This window comes from Chitinophaga sp. (genome assembly GCF_039596455.1).
Classification (GTDB): domain Bacteria; phylum Bacteroidota; class Bacteroidia; order Chitinophagales; family Chitinophagaceae; genus Chitinophaga.
Map to the genome: position 1 here is coordinate 65,697 of NZ_JBCNJR010000013.1, position 16,966 is coordinate 82,662.

Here is a 16,966-nt window from a genome sequence, read left to right on the forward strand (position 1 = left end):
TGGGTCTCAAATAAGGAGGGGGCTTGCACTTTGTGCAGGCCCTTTTCCGTTAGTTACGGTAAAACGCGTAGTTCTCTTTGGTGATAATGTCTATGGGCATGAAAGATACTTTCTCTACCGGCGAGCCGTGAACGGTATGCTGGTAAAGCGCCATGATGCCCTTGTAGCCCTGTTCCTGCGGCTTCTGGCAGATCAGGAAGTCTATCACGCCTTTGTTGAGATAGGCAATGTTCTCCTTTAAAAAATCGTACCCTACCAGCAGAATGTCTTCCCGGCCGGCGCTTTCAAGGTAATGTGCTACGTTAGATACGCGGGAGTTGGTGACGAAGATGGCTTTTACAGCGCTGTTTTCCGCCAGCGCTTCCGCCACTTTCTTTTCCACGGCCCGGTCATTGGTTTGGCGGATGTCTATTTTGAGTATTTTTTTGTCGTTGTTGGAAAAGTATGCGCGGAAGCCTTCTTCTTTCCGCAGCAGGTGGTGATGGTTCTCTATTTCGTGAGATACGTTCACGATGAGGATCTTGTCTTTGGGCTGAATGCAGTACTTCATCAGGTGCGCGCTCAGGTACCCGCTGTGGAACAGGTCTGGCCCGATGTAGCAGAGGCTTTCCTGGTTGGGGATGTCTGAGTTGATGAATACGTAGGGAATGTTTTTCTCCGTCAGCGAACGGGTAAAGGCAATAGATTCCTCAATGAAGGAGGGGGCCAGCAAAATGCCGTCTACCTTGCTTTTGAGAATGAGCTTGGTCTGCTTCACAAAAGAGGCCTTGCTGTTCATGTCAAAGAAGTAACGGTCTATTTTGATGCCGAACTGCCTGATCTCTTCTTCCGCCTGCTGTATGCCTGCCAGCGGCGCTTCCCAGAAGTCTGTTTCCGCTGAAACTGCCGGTATTAATATGGCAAAATTCAGGATCTTGCGGGAAGCCAGGCGCCTGGCCAGAATATTGGGCTGGTAGTTCAGCTCCTGTATAATGCGCTCTATCTTGAGTTTTGTTTTGGGAGAAACGCCAGACCGGTTGTGGATCACCCTGTCTACCGTGGCTATGGACACTTTGGCCCGCCTTGCAATTTCTTTCACACCGGTGTTGGGTTCCTGTTGATTCGCTTTCATAGCTGATTTTGGGTAAAGTTAATATATCCTTTCACGTTGTAGTAACAGATATCCTGCACGAGTTGCCCTATCCAGGGAAGCTCCCCGGGGAGCAGGCCATTATCCATTTCCTGCCCAAATATATTGCATAAAATCCTTCTGAAGTAATCATGGCGGGAATTCCCGGAAGGTTTTCTGGGCATTGTTTCGTGTACGTACCCGAAAGTACATAAAAGTTTTATAAAAGCGAGGGGAATTATGTGCTGCCGCCAATAAAAAAGGCTGCCATGCAACGGCAGCCCTTCCTCTTTTCAGTAATTCGTTTACAGCTTCCCGATAATGCTGCTCAGTGCTTTCGCCACCAGCTCATTACCGGTTTTGTTGAGGTGTACGCGGTCTGTGGTGAGAATACCCTTTTCCACGTTCTCCTTGTTATGCTCCAGGTTGTAATCCTGGAAGAGCTTGCGCAGGTCGCAGAGCGGCAGGTTGGTTTCCTGGCTGATCTTGCGGATGCTGGCGCTGAATTTGTCCAGGTCGGCGTCCTGCTCGTTATCGCCGTTCTTTTTCTCGCCTATCACGGCGGGGGTGCAAAGTACCACCTTGGCGCCGTTGGCCTGTATCTTTTTGATCAGCGCCCTGTAGAAACCTTCAAACTTGGGCAGGTCTGTGCCGGTGCCGTGCGTGGCCTTGTGCCATACATCATTTACGCCAATGTAGATCACCACAATGTCAGGCTTCTTTTCCAGTACGTCTTTTTCCATGCGGAGGTAGAGGTCGTACACCTTGTTGCCGCCAATACCGGCGCCAATGAGGTCGTAATCCGGCAGCATGGCCTTCATTTGCGTAATATATCCATCGGGCTTTACACCGGCGTTGGTAATGGAATCTCCGAAGAAGATCACTTTTTTCTTCTGGGGAAGCGCGGCAGACAGCAGCAGGAATGCACTGCAGATAAGCAGTAAACGTGGCATGTGTTTCATGTTGATAAGCGTATAGTTTCCTTAAAAATAGTGATAAAGGCAATAACCTGTATTTCAATATTCTGCGCCCGCGCCGCCCCCGCTGCTGGTACCGCCGCCAAACTCAAAGCCGCCGCCCGGTTGGGGCACTTCTTTGAATGTTTGCGCAATCACCAGGGATTCTGCTATCTGCAGGCCTTTGAGGGTTTCCGCCTCGTCTGTCACTTCACTGCTGAACCCGTGCTTCGGTACAGCCAGGTAACGGAGAAGGGCGTACGCCAGCAGCATCATGGCGGCGCCGCCCATCGCCATGGCCGTTTCCAGCGGCAGTACGCTGTAATAGTAGCGGATGGTGAACACCACCGCCGCTATCAATACCAGGCCGGTGCGCAAAAGGACCTTGTCTTTTTTACGGATGCCCAGGTAAATGTAGATAACAGGCATCAATACTGTCAACAGCCAGAACAGCCAGCCCGCGGGCATTGCGCCGGCCGCCGTGCCAAACAGCTCGTTGCGGGTCTCTTTTACCACAAAATAATTGCCCACCACGTACAGCATGGCCAGCGCGGCCACCTGCAGCAATTGCAGCATATTGCCATAGTAAGGAGATGTTCCATACCTGCGCGCGCCCAGGTAAACGCCCAGGGAGAGCGCCATTACCGCAAACGGCAGCGCATCGGGCGCAGTGTACACCAGCGCAAAGAAAACAACGCCGATCAGGCCAGCAAAGGCGGCCAGCCCCATCAGCACATTCAGGAACCGCAGCGCAAAGAAGAGGCCCAATGCAGCTGCCAGCGCACAAAACACAACGGTGTCCATATCCAGCCCGCTTACCAGCACGGCGCCCGTCAGCGCCAGGCCGGCGGCACACCAGGCCAGCGCATCATCTACACCGGAGCGGTAGTGGTATTTTGCACGAACAAAGGCTTCCAGCCCGCCATAGGTTACCAGGCTGAAAAACAGGCAGAAACCGCCTAATGCTTCTTCTCCTGTAAGCCCGGAACTGAACAGCAGCGCAAAGAGCCCGAAAGAAAACAATGCTACCAGCGCGGTCAGCACAAACAACCCGATGCGGATGAAAGGGTTGGGCGTGTACAGCCGGCTGGGGTACTGCTGGAGGATTTGCAGGTACTCTTCTTTCGTTACGCAGCCTTTTTTATACGCCGCCTGCACTTCTTCCTGCAGCAGCGTATGGTCAAGGTCTTGTTTATGATAGATGATCATGTTTCTTCAGCTTTTTGTTGAGGTTAACCAGCAGCCGCGCCACAGCTATGCCGGAGGCAATAAAATAAATGAGCGTCAGGTAGAGCACGCTTTCGCCGCCCCGCATAACATCCAGCCATCTAATGACCACGTAACAGATGCCGATGTAGGCATACAGTACGGTGATGAGCAGGAAGTAAAAAGACCTTGCCTGCATGGCCAGGTAATACATGCCGGCGCAGCAAGCGGCCAGCAGCAGCAGCCAGGCCCAGTACGGCTCCAGCACAAACAGCGCCGCCAGGCAGGCAATGAACAGGATGTGCGCGCCGAAATTATGATATGTAAAGGTGAAATGTTTTTTGAAGTTGCGGGCGGTGCTGAGCACGCCGGCCACCATCAGCGCCACGCCCACCAGCATGCCGGTATAGATCAGGGTATGGCTGCTGAAGTCGTTACCGGTCAGCACATCAAAAGGTGTGATGGCAATGCCCGCCCAGGCCGCAAAGTTGGTAATGGCCAGGCTCAGCACGCCCAGGTGGTCAAAATAATACGCGCAGAAGAACAGCACCAGCATGGGAATGAAAGTAGCGGAGCCGTACCGGGTGCCGAATACGTTGTACTGCGCCTGCAGGTACGTGATGAAGGTCAGGAACAGCAGGCAGCCCAGCAGCACGCTGTAATCTGCAAATGCATTGTTGGGCGTGGTTTGCAGTGGCGAGAAAGGCGGCTTGTGCCGCAGGGAATAATAGAAGCAGCCTGCGCAGAGCGCGGCTATCAATGCCAGCACGGCCTGGTGGCCAATGGTGTCTATGTTTTTGTAGATGAGGATGCCAAGGCCCCCGCTTAGCAGTAATACGCCCAGGTACAGGATGGTTTTCAGCTCCCAGTGCACCGAAAACAGGCGGTTGCCTGCAATGGCTTTCACCTTGCGGAGCGAAGCAGGGGAGAGCTGGCCTTTGGCCGCCAGCTCCTCAAACAGTTGTTCGTTCATGTATGTTAATATTCGAGGGTACCGAATTTCCCTTCCTTATAATCGCTGATGGCCTGCTCTACTTCTTCCGGGGTGTTCATCACAAAATTGTCTTTGGCGGCTACCGGCTCGTTCAGCGGCTCGGCTGATAAAAAGAGGAGGCCGGCATTTTCCGAAGCGGTGATCTCTATTTCATCATGCTCCTGCTCAAATACTACCAGCTGGTGCATGCGCGCTTCCTGGCCGTTTACGGTTACCGTGCCCTTGTATATGTACAGCAAAGCCTGGTAACCAGGCTCGGCGCTGATGCGCACCGTTTTACCGGCCAGCATGGTGCCTGTGATGGCTATGATGGGGGTGAAGCTTTTCATGGGACTCGTTTTCCCTTCATAAGTGCCGCTGGCCAGGCGCATCTGCACGCCTTCCTGCTGCAGCACTTCCGGCAGCTGGTCTTTTTGCGCGTTCTGGTAATATGGCTCGTCCCATTTATGCGCCTTGGGCACGTTCACCCATATCTGGATCATTTCCTGTACGCCCCCGTTGTCAAGCATCTGCTGGGTAGGGCCTTCGCTGTGCAGCAGGCCTTTGCCCGCAAACATCCACTGTATGCCGCCCGCCGCAATGTTGCCGGAATGGCCCGCGCTGTCCATATGGTAACCTTCTCCCTGTATCATAAAAGATACCGGAGAAAAACCCCGGTGCGGGTGCGGATGGATGCGCAGCTTTGAACCTGCGGGCACCTGTTTGGGCGGGAGGTGATGCAGCACTATGAAGGGGTTGGCAAAGCGGAAATCCTTATGGGGAAGGGGCTGTATCACAGTTTCATCTTCCGTTATCTTTTTCTCGCGGCCGGTCAGTATGTGAGCAATGGATTTTTTCATATAATTAATAGTTTGTAACCCAAATGGTTAACGAATTTAAAACATTGGTCCGCCTAAAAAAAATAATATCTTTAAGACCGGTCCGTATTTTAATATAGATGAAACTGGATATTTTTTCACTCCTGGTACTGCTGGGCGCCTTGCAGGCCCTGTTTTTCGGTATCTTTCTATTGTTTGCCCCCACCAACAACAGGCAGCAGAACAGGATGCTGGCTTTTTTTATACTTATTCTCAGCTACAACGGTTTTGAAACCCTGAACTGGAGCTCGGAGCTGTACCGTTACCTGTTTATTTTCGACATGTTCCCTTTTGTGCTGGTATTCGGATTGGGCCCCAGCCTGTACCTGTACTTCCGGTCGTTCAGGGCTCCGGCCCCCATGCGCGGAACATGGCGGTACTTTTTACCCGTGTTTGCCAGCGGGGCGTTTCGCCTGGGGCTGGTGGTGCTAGTTGTATTGTACATCAACAAGGTGCCGGTATTTGTTGACCTTGGCTGGCTGGACGGATGGTTCGGCGCCATTGCGGAACCGCTCAGCGTGCTCACTTTCGCTGCGTTCCTGTTTTTTACCTACCGCGAGTACCAGGCGCTGATGCCTGCCAACATCGAAAACGGTGTATGGGTGCAGGAGGAAGCGGCCATCATTATGCGCTGGCTGAAAACCCTGCTGATAGTGATGGTGTTTTTCTGCTTCCTCTGGGCAGGCACCGTCCTGTACGCATTCATCTTTAAGGTAAACGGCGGCCCGCAATATTATGTGATAGAAGTTTGCCTGGTGGCGCTCATTTACTGGATGGGTTTTTCAAGCTACCACCGCACACGGGTTATTTACATTGCCCAGCAAAAGAAAACGCAGACGTTCTATGACCAGCTCCCGCCCGCGGAAGTAGAGGCCTGCGTAGCCGCCCTGGAGAAAGCCATGGTGGAGCAGCGGTTATACCTTGACCCGGAGCTGACCAGCAACACCCTGGCCGCGCACATCGGCGTGCCGCCCAAAGTGCTCTCCGCTGTGCTGAACCAGCGGCTGCAGAAAGGGTTTAACGAATACGTGAACACCTGGCGGGTGGAGGCCGTGAAAGACCGGATAAAAGACCCCGCCAACAGTCATCTCACCCTTACCGGCATGGCCTTTGAATGCGGTTTTAATTCCCAACCCACCTTTCAGCGTGCCTTTAAGGCCGTAACCGGTCAAACGCCGCGGGAATACCAGGCCATTCATGTGCAAAACCGGCCCTGACAAGGCTCAAATCCGGATTTGAATAGGCGCCGGGGCCGTTTTTTCATTGGTTTGCAATAAAAAACGCGAACCATGTCAAGATGCTTATGCCTGTTGCTGCTCTGTTCCCTTTCCCTTCCTGTTGCTGCCCAGCAACCTGACTTCACCGGTTCTTACCAGCTGAATGCAGACCTGCTCCGGCTCTTTGTGATTTCCCGGAAAGGAGATACCCTGCAGTTCACAGACCAGGGGCGCGGCGCCCGCAACTTGCTGCCGCTGCCGGGCGGCCGGTATAAGATAGAAAGCGTAAAACCGGAGGCGATCATTGAGTTCCCTGTTGACACGCCTGGTCACCCTGCCAAAATGATCGTATATCAGAACGGCCGGTTTGAGTGTTTCAAGATCAGTAACGCTACGGATGTGCCTAAAGCCAAACGTGCTCCCAACCGCCAGAACGGTTTTACCTGGGCGGATACGCTGAGGGGCATGCTGCTGCCCGCCCGCAACTGCTATGATGTTCGTTATTACCACCTGGACGTGGCCATAGACCCGGAAGCCCAAACCCTGAGCGGCAGCACATTGATGCGCTACACCGCCGTGCGGCCCTTCCGGGAACTGCAGGTAGACCTTTACGAAAATATGCCTGTTGACAGCATCCTGTACCAGGGGCGCTCCCTGCCATACCGCCGCGAGTTTGATGCCGTGCTGGTGCAATTCCCGGAAACAGTGCCTGCGGGCACTCAAGGAGAGCTGCTGATCTATTATCACGGCAAACCCCAGCAACCAGACCCCATGGTGCAGATGAACGGGGGCTTTCTCTGGCGGCGGGACAATAATGGCCGCCACTTTGCGCAGGTGGTATGCCAGGGTTCCGGCGCCAGCCTGTGGTGGCCCAATAAAGACCACCTGTCAGACGAGCCGGACAGCATGCTCATCAGTGTCACCATGCCCGAAGGCCTGCAGAACATCTCCAACGGCCGCCTGCGCAGCCGCACCACGCTGCCGGACAAACGTATCAGAACGGAGTGGGCGCTCACTTACCCCGTTAATAATTACAACGTAACCGTCAACATCGGGGATTACCGGGAAATGGCGGAGCTTTATGTGCGCAACGGGGATACGCTCACTATGAACATCTATTACCTGCCCTATAATGAACAAAGGGCCCGCTTCCTGCTCGGCAAAACAAGGGAAATGCTGGAACAGTACGAACGCCTTTTCGGCCCGTACCCCTTTCCCGCAGACGGTTTCCGCCTTATAGAAACGCCGTACCCCATGGAGCACCAGAGCATAGTGGCCCTGGGGCGTTTCGGCGGCGATACCACCGGGCTAAAGGAGCTGCTGTGGCATGAGGTGGCCCATGAATGGTGGGGCAATAACGTCAGCTGTAAAGACATGGCAGACTTTTGGCTGCACGAGGCTTTTGCCACCTACGCCACCATGCTGATGATCACGCATGAAAAAGGGGAACAGGCCGCCCTGCAGCGGCTGGCAAAAGAAGGAGGCGCCAACAAGGAACCGGTTACCGGCGTGCGGAATGTTAACCACATCCACTATGAAACGTGGGACTCCTATGCAAAAGGCTGCCGCATGCTGCACATGCTGCGCGTCATGACCGGCAATGATTCCCTGTTCTTTGCCACCCTGCTGGGCCTGCAGGAGAAGTTTGCGCTTCAGACCGTAACGGCCGCCCAGGTAACGGATTACATCATTGAAAGAACCGGCCTGCCGCTGCAGCCCTTTTTTGAACAATACCTTCATCGTGCCGCTCTTCCAGAACTGCAGCTGCATTTTGAAAAGCAAGGGGGAAGGCTACTGGTATATTACCGTTGGCATGGCACGACGAAAGGCTTCAATATGCCCGTGAAAGTGACAACAGGGAAGAACAGGTATGACTTTATACAACCAACGGAAGCATGGCAGCACATCACCCTTGAAAACATGAAGGAAAAAGACTTCAAAGTAGACCGGGATAACTTTTACATAGAGAGCAAAACAGTTACTGGCGCTGTTTATAAGGCTTCTTCCTGACAATCCACAGCGTAAAAATAACCAGGTAAATGCCCCAGAAAATGAGAAGACCCATAGGTAAGGATATTTTTAATGCCCAAATGTAAGGAAAACGACATTCAGGGCATAATGATTGTAGTACACAGGTGAAAAAACAGTCATACCATGGGAGTTTTTCATATTTCAATAGCAGGAAACAACATTAAGGTGGAGCAGGAATCTGAAGACAGCTTCGTGGTGGAATTGCCCGGCGGTACTCTTTTTCTCATCCGCAAGCAGGATAATGAAGGGGCCAGCCACTGGTTTGAGGAAGGCGCCGACAATGAAACGGGTTTTACAAAAGAGCTGGGTATTGCCATTGAGAACGAGTTATAGCATTACCCAGAGTATGTAAGAACTTCCACACTGCCGTGCTGCTATTTTTGTTAACTTGTGCGTCATTTATCAGAATGACATGCAGCGCCTGACCGTATTCTTCTTATGCTGCTGGGCAGTGGCCGCGCGCGCCCAGGACTGTAATATTCCCGGCAACACCGTTATTTATGACTACCGTGAGCAGCGGTGGACGTTCACTGATTCCGCAGACGCCCTCAAAACCTCCTTACCTGCGTCTACCTTCAAGGTGATCAATCTCCTCATTGCCCTGGAAACAGGCGTTATCAAAGACGAGATGGCAATAGTGAAGTGGCCCGGTTATACGGATACCACGCTGTATGGCTACCGGCCGTCCATTTATAAAGACATGACGGTGAAAGAAGCCTTCGAGGTATCTGCCGGCTGGGTGTTCATGGAGCTGTCCAAAAAGATAGGGAAGGAGCGCTACCGCCACTACCTTGCGGCCTGCCAATACGGCAACGGCAACCTCAGCCGCAACGACCCTGACTTCTGGAACTACGGCCCTTTCGAAATTTCTCCCCGCAACCAGGTAGAATTCCTCATCAAGGTATACGAAGAAAAACTGCCCTTCTCCAAACGCAGCTTTGAGATACTGAAACGCGTGATGGTCACGGAAAGAACGGACAACTACGTGATCCGCTCCAAAACCGGCTGGACGCGCGTATACGGCAATGACTACGGCTGGTGGGTAGGGTATCTCGAAAAGAAAGACAATGTTTATTTTTTTGCCACCCGGCTGGTAAAAGACCGCAAGGTCATCAACCCTGATTTTTCATCATGCAGGAAACAGATCACCATACAAAAGCTGAAGGAGCTGAAAGCGATGTAATAGCTTCGCTACGGCCATTATTGACCACTTACGCCTATAACATCACCGGCTCCCTGGAAGATGCGCATGATATGGTGCAGGACGCCTACCTGCGTTTCATGCAGGCCAAAACCGCGGTAGACAATCCGCGTGCCTACCTGGTGCGCACCGTCATCAATCTTTCCATTAACCGCACCCGGCAGCGCAAGAGAACGGAATACCCCGGCCAGTGGCTGCCGGAGCCCGTGGTTACCCACCAGCCGGACGCCGCGCTGCAGCAAAACGACATCCTTCAATTCTCCCTGCTGGTGCTGCTGGAAAAGCTGAACGCGCGGGAGCGGGCCGTATTCATTCTCCGTGAGGCCTTTCATTACGAACATCCTGAAATAGCCGACGTGCTCAATATTTCTCCCGCCGGCTCCCGGCAGTTGCTGAGCCGCGCCCGCAGCAAGCTGCAAGCTCCGTCAGCGCCCGCACCACAGCGGCAGCAGCATAACTTCCTGCAAAAATACCTGCAGGTGATCAGGCAGGGAGACACCGTGCGCCTTGAAAAGCTGCTGAACGAAGACATTACCGCTATTTCTGACGGCGGCGGCAAAGTGGCTGCCGCGCAAAAACCGGTGTATGGCGCCGCGGACGTGGCCGCCCTGCTGCTGGGCATGTACGGCAAATTTTACCATGCCGCCCAGGTAGAGGAGGGAACCGTTAACCACCAGCCAGCCCTGTTCTACTATGTGAATGGCCAGTTGACGAACTGCCAGGTGTTCTTGCTGAAAGAGGGCGGCATCAGCGGCGTTTATTTTGTGCGCAATCCTGATAAATTGCGGGCGCTCGAAAAAAACAGCTGATCCTGTCACACATAGCCCCATCTGTTTGTCTTTATACAAAACAGAAAACAGATGACTACAAGAATCACCAATGCAGATTTGCCGGCGGGCCTGATAGATGCCATGCGCCATGTTCAGCAATACATAGACGCCGCAGGGATGGACCGCCGCCTGCTGGAGCTGATGCGCACCCGCGTGTCACAGATCAACGGATGCGCCTATTGCCTTGACATGCACCACAAAGAGGCCCTGCATGAAGGAGAAACCGTACAACGCCTCATATCTGTAGCCGCCTGGCGGGAAGCGCCTTATTACAGCCCCAAAGAGCGGGCTGTGCTTGCCTTCGCGGAAAGGCTCACCTTTGTATCGGAAGAAAAGCATGCGGAAAGCCTGCATGACGAGTTGCTGGAACATTTTTCCAAACCTGAAATAGCTTTGCTGAGCCTGGCCGTCACGCAGATCAATTCCTGGAACAGGCTGATGTGCTCTTTCGGTACCAGGGCAGGGAATTACCAGGTAGGGCAGCATAAGTAAATTGTCCGTTTCCGGACACCGGCGTTCGCAACCGCGTTGTGGGCGCCGGTTTTTTGACCACAGGGCTCTCATCATTTTTTAATCCGATTTTAATCCCCCTTAAAGCCCCTTTTAATACCCGCTCCGGAGCTTTGTGCCAATGAAAAAGCTTCGCATTTTCGGGATCGCATTTTTTTTCCTCTCTGCCAACAGCCGGGCGCAGGAAGCTCGCCGGCTTACCCTGCAGCAGGCGGAAGCCCTCTTCCTGCAGCAAAACTATCTGCTGCTGGCACAACGCTACCAGGTGAGCGCAGATGAGGCCCTGGTGCAGCAGGCCAAACTTTGGGACAACCCCTCTTTTTCTTCCACTTTCGGTTTCGGTACACTTGAAAAGGTGCAGCCTTTTAATATGGGCAGCGGCGGGCAATTTGAAGGCGATATAGACCAATTGATACGGCTGGCAGGTAAAAGGAACAAACAGGTGCAACTGGCACAATGGAACGCAGCAACGTCTGCCGCTGCTTTTAACGAGCTGATGCGCACCCTCCGCCTCCAGCTGCGCACCAGCTACTACCAGCTGTATTTCCTGAAGGAAACGGAAAAGGTGCTCAAAGAGCAGCTGAACAACCTCCAGATCATTCTTGACGCCTACCATGCGGCGGATGCCAAGGGCAGCGTGGCGCATGCGGACGTAATACGCCTGCAGGCCCTGCAGATAGGCATTGCCAATGATTATACAGACCTGCGCCAGCAGGAGCTGGCCGCCTCGGAAAACCTGCAAATGATACTGGGCAGCCCCGGCCCCGTAGAGCCGTTGGTGGAAGGAGACGTACTGCAGCAATACAAACTCAACGGCTATACGGAACAGGCCCTTACGGATACCGCTCTGGCCAACCGGCCAGACCTGCAGATGGCGGGTCACCAGCTGAAGATGGCGGAGGCCAATTACCGCCTGCAAAAAGCCATGGCGGTGCCTGACCTGCACCTGGGCGCTACGTACGACCGTAACGGCAGCTACGCCCCGCACTTCATAGGCCTTACCATGGGCATAGACCTGCCGCTCTGGAACCGCAACCAGGGCAATATCAAAGCCGCCGGCAGCAGCCTGAAGGTACAGGGCGCCGCGCTCGACCAGCAGCGCCTGGCCATTGCCGTAGAGGTGAATACGGCGCTGCGCAAGATCAGCTTCCTGGAGAAAAGCACCGGCTGGCCGGATATTAAAAGCTTTAACGGGGAGTATGACAAGCTGATAGATGAAGTGGCCAAAAACTTCCGCAAGGGCAATATTTCCCTGCTCCAGTTCATAGACTACTTCAACAGCTACAGTGACCATGTGAAGCATACCAACAAATTCTTGAATGACAGGGTGCTGGCCTACGAAGAACTGAATTACGCCACCGGAACACAACTTTTCAATACCGTACAATGAAATACATCCACATTCTCCCGGTTTCCTTTTTGATAGCGATGGCCGCCTTCAGCGGCTGCAAGCAGACCCATGCGGAAGACGCGGAAACGGCCACGTTTGTGCTCAGTGATACCATGATGGCCTCCATCCGTATAGACACCACCGTTATCAAACCCGTTGAGAGCGAATTGCGGCTCTCCGGCAAGGTTACGCCAGACATGGGCAAGGTGCTCAAGCTCTATCCCCTTGTGAGCGGTTATGTCAGGAACATCAACGTGCAGCTGGGAGACTATGTAAAGAAGGGGCAGGTACTGGCCGTGATACAGAGCGGCGAAATTGCGGATTACGACAAGCAGCTTACCCAGGCAAAGTCAGACCTGGCCGTAGCGGAAAAAGGGCTTAAGGTGGCGCAAGACCTCTTTCAGAGCCAGCTGGCCACAGAAAAAGACGTGGTGAACGCGGAAGGGGAGCTGAACAATGCCAGGGCGGAAATGGCCCGCATCCGGGAAATGCTCCAGATCTACCGCAAGGGCAACGGCGCCACCTCCGTGGTAACGGCTCCCATCAGCGGTTATGTGATCGAAAAGAACATCAACAACGGCATGGAAATGCGCTCGGACAACAGCGCCCATATGTTTACCATTTCGGAGCTGGACGATGTATGGATCATGGCCAATGTATTTGAAACAGACATTTCACGCGTGAAGGAAGGCTACCCGGCGGAAGTGACCACCATCAGCTACCCGGAAAAAGTGTTCCATGGCCAGATAGACAAAGTGTACAACGTGCTTGACCCGGATACCAAAACCATGCAGGTGCGCATCCGCCTCAGCAACGAAGGCATGCTGCTCAAGCCCGAAATGTTCGCCACAGTGCTGCTGCGCTACCGGGAGGGCAATGAAATGATGGCCATCCCTTCCTCTGCCGTCATTTTTGACAAGGGTAAAAACTTTGTAATGGTGTTCAAAGACCGTTACAACATAGAAACAAAAGAAGTGAAGGTGAGCAAGTCGCTGAACAACGTATCCTACATTGTCAGGGGCATACAGCCGGGAGATAAGGTGATATCCAGGAACCAGTTACTGATCTATGACGCATTGAACGACTAAACGGCATGAACAGATTCATCAGAAATATTGTAGGCTTTTCGCTCCGGAACAGGTTCTTTGTGTTCTTCATGCTGGCCGTGCTCACCGTGGGCGGGGTAGTGGCCTTCCTGCATACGCCCATAGAGGCTTTCCCGGATGTGACCAATACGCAGATAGTGATAGTGACGGAATGGAACGGGCGAAGCGCGGAAGAGGTGGAACGGTTTGTGACCACGCCCATAGAAATATCCATGAACGGCGTGCAGAAGAAAACCAGCGTGCGCTCCATCACCATGTTCGGCCTGTCTGTGATCAAGATCATTTTCGAAGACGATGTAGAAGATTTCTTTGCGCGGCAGCAGGTCAACAACATGTTGCGGAACGTATCCCTCCCCGAAAACGTAGAGCCTGAAGTACAACCCCCGTACGGGCCTACCGGGGAGGTGTTCCGCTACTGGCTCAAAAGCGCCCACCGTGATTCCCGGAGCCTGCTCACGTACCAGAACTGGGTGATAGACCGGCAGCTGCGCAGCGTGCCCGGCGTGGCAGACGTGGTGGCCTTCGGCGGGCAGGAAAAGATCTACGAGATCACGGCAGACCCCATCAAGCTGGCCAAATACAACATCACCCCGCTGGAGCTGTACGAAGCCGCTTCCAAAAGCAACATCAACGTGGGGGGAGATGTGATAGAAAAGAACGGGCAGGCATACGTGGTGCGCGGCATCGGCCTGCTGGACGATATCAAAGACATTGAGAACATCATCATAGAAAACATAGACGGTACGCCCATTTTGGTCAAGAACGTGGCCAGCGTGCAGGAAACGTCGGCGCCGCGGGTAGGGCAGGTTGGCCTGAACGATATGGACGATGTGGTGGAAGGGATTGTGGTGATGCGGAAAGGGGAGAACCCCAGCGAAGTGCTGGCCCGCATCAAAGACAAGGTAGCAGAGCTGAACACCAAAATACTGCCGTCAGACATCAAAATGGAAACCTTCTATGACCGTGACGTGCTGATGGAATACTGCACCAGCACAGTGATGCACAACCTGCTGGAAGGCATCGTGTTCGTAACGGTCATCGTGTTCATTTTTATGGCAGACTGGCGCACCACGCTCATTGTGGGCATCATCATCCCGCTTTCCCTGCTCTTTGCCTTTATCTGCCTCAAGCTGAAAGGCATGAGCGCCAACCTGCTGTCTATGGGCGCCATAGACTTCGGCATTATCATAGACGGGGCGGTGGTGATGGTGGAAGGCATTTTTGTGATGCTGGACCATAAGGCCAAACACTTCGGCATGGAACGGTTCAACCGCCTGGCCAAACTGGGGTGGATCAAAAAAACAGGCGGGGAGCTGGGCAAGGCGGTGTTTTTCTCCAAGCTCATCATCATCATTTCCCTGTTGCCCATCTTTTCTTTCCAGAAAGTGGAAGGCAAAATGTTCTCGCCCCTGGCCTGGACGCTGGGCTTTGCCCTGCTGGGCGCGCTGCTGTTCACGCTCACGCTGGTACCGGTGCTCAGCTCCATACTGCTGAACAAAAACGTGCGGGAACGGCATAACCCCGTGGTGATATTTTTTCACCGCGCGGTGATGAAAGGTTTCAACTGGACGTACACGCATAAAAGATCAAGCCTCTTCATAGCCATCATATTCATGGGATTAAGTTTTGCCTCTGCCCGGTTCTTAGGCTCGGAATTTTTGCCCCAGCTGAACGAAGGGGCATTGTGGGTGGAAGCAAAACTCCCCATGAGTATGTCGCTGAACGAAACCGTGCAGTTTGTGAGCAAGTTCCGCAAGGAGCTGGGCAGCTTCCCGGAAGTGAACGGCGTGCTGTCTCAAACCGGCCGTTCCAATGACGGTACAGACCCTTCCGGGTTCTACTACGTGCAATGCCAGGTAAACCTGAAGCCCAAAAAAGAATGGACGCGCAAGATCACGATGGACGGGCTGGTAGAGGAAATGGACAAACGCCTGAAACAATACCAGGGCGTGGTGTACAACTATTCCCAGCCCATTATAGACAACGTGGCCGAAGCCGTGGCCGGCATCAACGCCAGCAATGCCGTAAAGATCTATGGAGATAACCTGGAAGACCTGGACGGCCTGGCCAACCAGGTGATTGCCCAGATAGCCGGCGTACGCGGCATCAAAGACGTGGGCATTCTCCGCAATGTAGGCCAGCCGGAAATGAGCGTGCACCTGGACGAGCAGAAGATGGCCCTCTATGGCGTGAAAACCGCAGACGCGCAGGCGGTGATAGAAATGGCCATCGGCGGCAAAACGGCCACCCAGCTGTACGAAGGGGAGCGCAAGTTTGACGTGCGCATCCGCTACGACCAGAATTTTCGCAAAGACGAGACCGACCTGCGCAACCTGGTGGTACCCGCCATGAACGGCAACAAGATACCCCTCAAAGAGATTGCGGAGATCAAGACCCTCACCGGCCCCGCCTTCATTTACCGGGACAATACCAAACGTTTCATTGGCGTGAAGTTCTCCGTGCGTGACCGTGACCTGGGCAGCACTATTGCCGAAGCGCAGGCCAGGGTAAACAAAAATATCAAGCTGCCTAAAGGCTATTCCATCGGCTGGACGGGCGAGTTCGAGAACCAGGTGCGCGCCACCAAACGCCTGGGGCAGGTGGTGCCCGTGAGCCTCATTGCCATCTTCATCATCCTGTTCATCATGATGGGCAGCGTGAAAGATGCGGGCCTCATTCTCCTCAACGTGCCCTTTGCCCTCATAGGCGGCATCCTGGCGCTGCATGTAACGGGCATCAACTTCGGCATTTCAGCCGGGGTAGGGTTCATTGCCCTGTTCGGCATCTGCATACAGAACGGGGTGATCCTCATTTCCGTGTTCCACAAGAACCTGCAGCAGAAAATGCCGCTGAATGACGCTATCCGCAACGGGGTGGAGGAGCGCATCCGCCCGGTGGTGATGACGGCCCTGATGGCCGCCATAGGCCTTATACCGGCCGCTGTAAGCTCCGGCATTGGCTCAGAAACGCAAAAACCGCTGGCAGTGGTGGTGATAGGGGGGCTGGTAACGGCCACCGTGCTCACGCTGCTGGTGTTCCCGCTTATATTTTTCAGTGCTTACAAGCGTAAGCATATTATTCACAAACAAAATCAAACAACATGAAAAAGATCATGATCCTGATGGCCGCCGCAATGATCACTTTGGGTGGCATCACCGCAGCAAACGCACAGGAAAAGGCAGCGCCTGCCCCTGCAAAAACAGAACAGGCTAAAACAGCCGAAAAACACGCTAAAAAGGCGCACAAGAGCACCAAGCACGTCAAACACGAAAAGGCGGCTAAAAAGGCTCAGAAATAGTGTTTAGTCACAGGTTTTAGTTCGCATAAATAGGTTGATAGAACCGTCATGGAACCACCCGGTTTCATGCGCAATCCTCTCCGCCCTGCCACCAAGAGACTTCGCAGGGCGGATTTTTTATGCAGCAGTGTGGCGGATGTTATGCAACGGTCTTGTCCTGATATAGGTTTACACCTTGGTTTAGAAAATACTGATATTGGTTTACAATGCTCAAAACTAATCCTGATTCCGGCTTACAGGGTGAATTTTTGGTCCTGGTTCG

16 protein-coding genes are annotated in these 16,966 nt (G+C 53.5%); 10 read left to right on the plus strand and 6 right to left on the minus strand.

What is annotated here, in order from left to right:
• Positions 1–49: 49 nt before the first annotated feature.
• The 6 genes from ABDW36_RS25110 to ABDW36_RS25135 all read right to left on the minus strand — a co-directional run bounded on the left by ABDW36_RS25110 (position 50) and on the right by ABDW36_RS25135 (position 5,103).
• Entirely contained in the window at positions 50–1,111 is a 1,062-nt protein-coding gene (locus ABDW36_RS25110) for a substrate-binding domain-containing protein (RefSeq protein ID WP_343704698.1), read from the minus strand.
• The gene (locus tag ABDW36_RS25115; protein ID WP_343704699.1) at positions 1,108–1,293 is read right to left on the minus strand and encodes a glucuronate isomerase; all 186 of its coding nucleotides are present in this window, start codon (positions 1,291–1,293) and stop codon (positions 1,108–1,110) included. The genes ABDW36_RS25110 and ABDW36_RS25115 overlap by 4 nt, the downstream gene beginning before the upstream one ends.
• Before the next feature lie 120 nt (positions 1,294–1,413).
• Positions 1,414–2,061, minus strand: coding sequence for an SGNH/GDSL hydrolase family protein (locus ABDW36_RS25120; protein ID WP_343704700.1), 648 nt, complete (start codon positions 2,059–2,061; stop codon positions 1,414–1,416).
• A gap of 63 nt (positions 2,062–2,124) precedes the next feature.
• Positions 2,125–3,273, minus strand: a complete 1,149-nt coding sequence (locus tag ABDW36_RS25125) for a hypothetical protein (protein WP_343704701.1) — start codon at positions 3,271–3,273, stop codon at positions 2,125–2,127.
• Positions 3,257–4,243, minus strand: coding sequence for a DUF2157 domain-containing protein (locus ABDW36_RS25130; protein WP_343704702.1), 987 nt, complete (start codon positions 4,241–4,243; stop codon positions 3,257–3,259). The genes ABDW36_RS25125 and ABDW36_RS25130 overlap by 17 nt, the downstream gene beginning before the upstream one ends.
• A gap of 5 nt (positions 4,244–4,248) precedes the next feature.
• Complete coding sequence (locus tag ABDW36_RS25135) at positions 4,249–5,103, minus strand: pirin-like C-terminal cupin domain-containing protein (RefSeq protein ID WP_343704703.1); 855 nt, start codon at positions 5,101–5,103, stop codon at positions 4,249–4,251.
• Positions 5,104–5,201: 98 nt separating this feature from the next.
• On the opposite strand from ABDW36_RS25135, the gene ABDW36_RS25140 reads away from it, so the two are divergent.
• The 10 genes from ABDW36_RS25140 (at position 5,202) to ABDW36_RS25185 (ending at position 16,704) form a co-directional block, all read left to right on the plus strand.
• Entirely contained in the window at positions 5,202–6,338 is a 1,137-nt protein-coding gene (locus ABDW36_RS25140) for a helix-turn-helix transcriptional regulator (protein WP_343704704.1), read from the plus strand.
• A gap of 72 nt (positions 6,339–6,410) precedes the next feature.
• Complete coding sequence (locus ABDW36_RS25145; RefSeq protein ID WP_343704705.1) at positions 6,411–8,348, plus strand: M1 family metallopeptidase; 1,938 nt, start codon at positions 6,411–6,413, stop codon at positions 8,346–8,348.
• 144 nt (positions 8,349–8,492) lie between these two features.
• Positions 8,493–8,702, plus strand: a complete 210-nt coding sequence (locus ABDW36_RS25150) for a hypothetical protein (RefSeq protein ID WP_343704706.1) — start codon at positions 8,493–8,495, stop codon at positions 8,700–8,702.
• 79 nt (positions 8,703–8,781) lie between these two features.
• A complete protein-coding gene (locus ABDW36_RS25155) occupies positions 8,782–9,552 on the plus strand; it encodes a penicillin-binding transpeptidase domain-containing protein (RefSeq protein WP_343704707.1) in 771 nt (256 codons plus the stop codon).
• Positions 9,501–10,379 carry a sigma-70 family RNA polymerase sigma factor gene (locus ABDW36_RS25160; RefSeq protein ID WP_343704708.1) on the plus strand — a complete coding sequence of 293 codons (879 nt, stop codon included), beginning with the start codon at positions 9,501–9,503 and terminating at the stop codon, positions 10,377–10,379. Before ABDW36_RS25155 ends, ABDW36_RS25160 begins: the two co-directional genes overlap by 52 nt.
• Positions 10,380–10,430: 51 nt before the next feature.
• Entirely contained in the window at positions 10,431–10,892 is a 462-nt protein-coding gene (locus ABDW36_RS25165) for a carboxymuconolactone decarboxylase family protein (RefSeq protein ID WP_343704709.1), read from the plus strand.
• Positions 10,893–11,031: 139 nt separating this feature from the next.
• Positions 11,032–12,300, plus strand: coding sequence for a TolC family protein (locus ABDW36_RS25170; protein WP_343704710.1), 1,269 nt, complete (start codon positions 11,032–11,034; stop codon positions 12,298–12,300).
• On the plus strand, positions 12,297–13,388 hold the full coding sequence (locus ABDW36_RS25175; RefSeq protein WP_343704711.1) for an efflux RND transporter periplasmic adaptor subunit: 1,092 nt from the start codon (positions 12,297–12,299) through the stop codon (positions 13,386–13,388). The genes ABDW36_RS25170 and ABDW36_RS25175 overlap by 4 nt, the downstream gene beginning before the upstream one ends.
• A gap of 5 nt (positions 13,389–13,393) precedes the next feature.
• Entirely contained in the window at positions 13,394–16,510 is a 3,117-nt protein-coding gene (locus ABDW36_RS25180) for a CusA/CzcA family heavy metal efflux RND transporter (RefSeq protein WP_343704712.1), read from the plus strand.
• Entirely contained in the window at positions 16,507–16,704 is a 198-nt protein-coding gene (locus ABDW36_RS25185; RefSeq protein WP_343704713.1) for a hypothetical protein, read from the plus strand. Before ABDW36_RS25180 ends, ABDW36_RS25185 begins: the two co-directional genes overlap by 4 nt.
• Positions 16,705–16,966: the final 262 nt, after the last annotated feature.

Excerpts from the sequence above, each read along its gene's own strand:
- ABDW36_RS25120 (WP_343704700.1), bottom strand. The coding sequence starts at position 2,061 with ATGCCACGTTTACTGCTTATCTGCAGTGCATTCCTGCTGCTGTCTGCC.
- ABDW36_RS25145 (WP_343704705.1), top strand. The coding sequence starts at position 6,411 with ATGTCAAGATGCTTATGCCTGTTGCTGCTCTGTTCCCTTTCCCTTCCT.
- ABDW36_RS25135 (WP_343704703.1), bottom strand. The coding sequence starts at position 5,103 with ATGAAAAAATCCATTGCTCACATACTGACCGGCCGCGAGAAAAAGATA.
- ABDW36_RS25175 (WP_343704711.1), top strand. The coding sequence starts at position 12,297 with ATGAAATACATCCACATTCTCCCGGTTTCCTTTTTGATAGCGATGGCC.
- ABDW36_RS25155 (WP_343704707.1), top strand. The coding sequence starts at position 8,782 with ATGCAGCGCCTGACCGTATTCTTCTTATGCTGCTGGGCAGTGGCCGCG.
- ABDW36_RS25150 (WP_343704706.1), top strand. The coding sequence starts at position 8,493 with ATGGGAGTTTTTCATATTTCAATAGCAGGAAACAACATTAAGGTGGAG.
- ABDW36_RS25170 (WP_343704710.1), top strand. The coding sequence starts at position 11,032 with ATGAAAAAGCTTCGCATTTTCGGGATCGCATTTTTTTTCCTCTCTGCC.
- ABDW36_RS25180 (WP_343704712.1), top strand. The coding sequence starts at position 13,394 with ATGAACAGATTCATCAGAAATATTGTAGGCTTTTCGCTCCGGAACAGG.
- ABDW36_RS25160 (WP_343704708.1), top strand. The coding sequence starts at position 9,501 with ATGCAGGAAACAGATCACCATACAAAAGCTGAAGGAGCTGAAAGCGAT.
- ABDW36_RS25140 (WP_343704704.1), top strand. The coding sequence starts at position 5,202 with ATGAAACTGGATATTTTTTCACTCCTGGTACTGCTGGGCGCCTTGCAG.
- ABDW36_RS25125 (WP_343704701.1), bottom strand. The coding sequence starts at position 3,273 with ATGATCATCTATCATAAACAAGACCTTGACCATACGCTGCTGCAGGAA.
- ABDW36_RS25165 (WP_343704709.1), top strand. The coding sequence starts at position 10,431 with ATGACTACAAGAATCACCAATGCAGATTTGCCGGCGGGCCTGATAGAT.
- ABDW36_RS25130 (WP_343704702.1), bottom strand. The coding sequence starts at position 4,243 with ATGAACGAACAACTGTTTGAGGAGCTGGCGGCCAAAGGCCAGCTCTCC.
- ABDW36_RS25115 (WP_343704699.1), bottom strand. The coding sequence starts at position 1,293 with ATGCCCAGAAAACCTTCCGGGAATTCCCGCCATGATTACTTCAGAAGG.
- ABDW36_RS25185 (WP_343704713.1), top strand. The coding sequence starts at position 16,507 with ATGAAAAAGATCATGATCCTGATGGCCGCCGCAATGATCACTTTGGGT.
- ABDW36_RS25110 (WP_343704698.1), bottom strand. The coding sequence starts at position 1,111 with ATGAAAGCGAATCAACAGGAACCCAACACCGGTGTGAAAGAAATTGCA.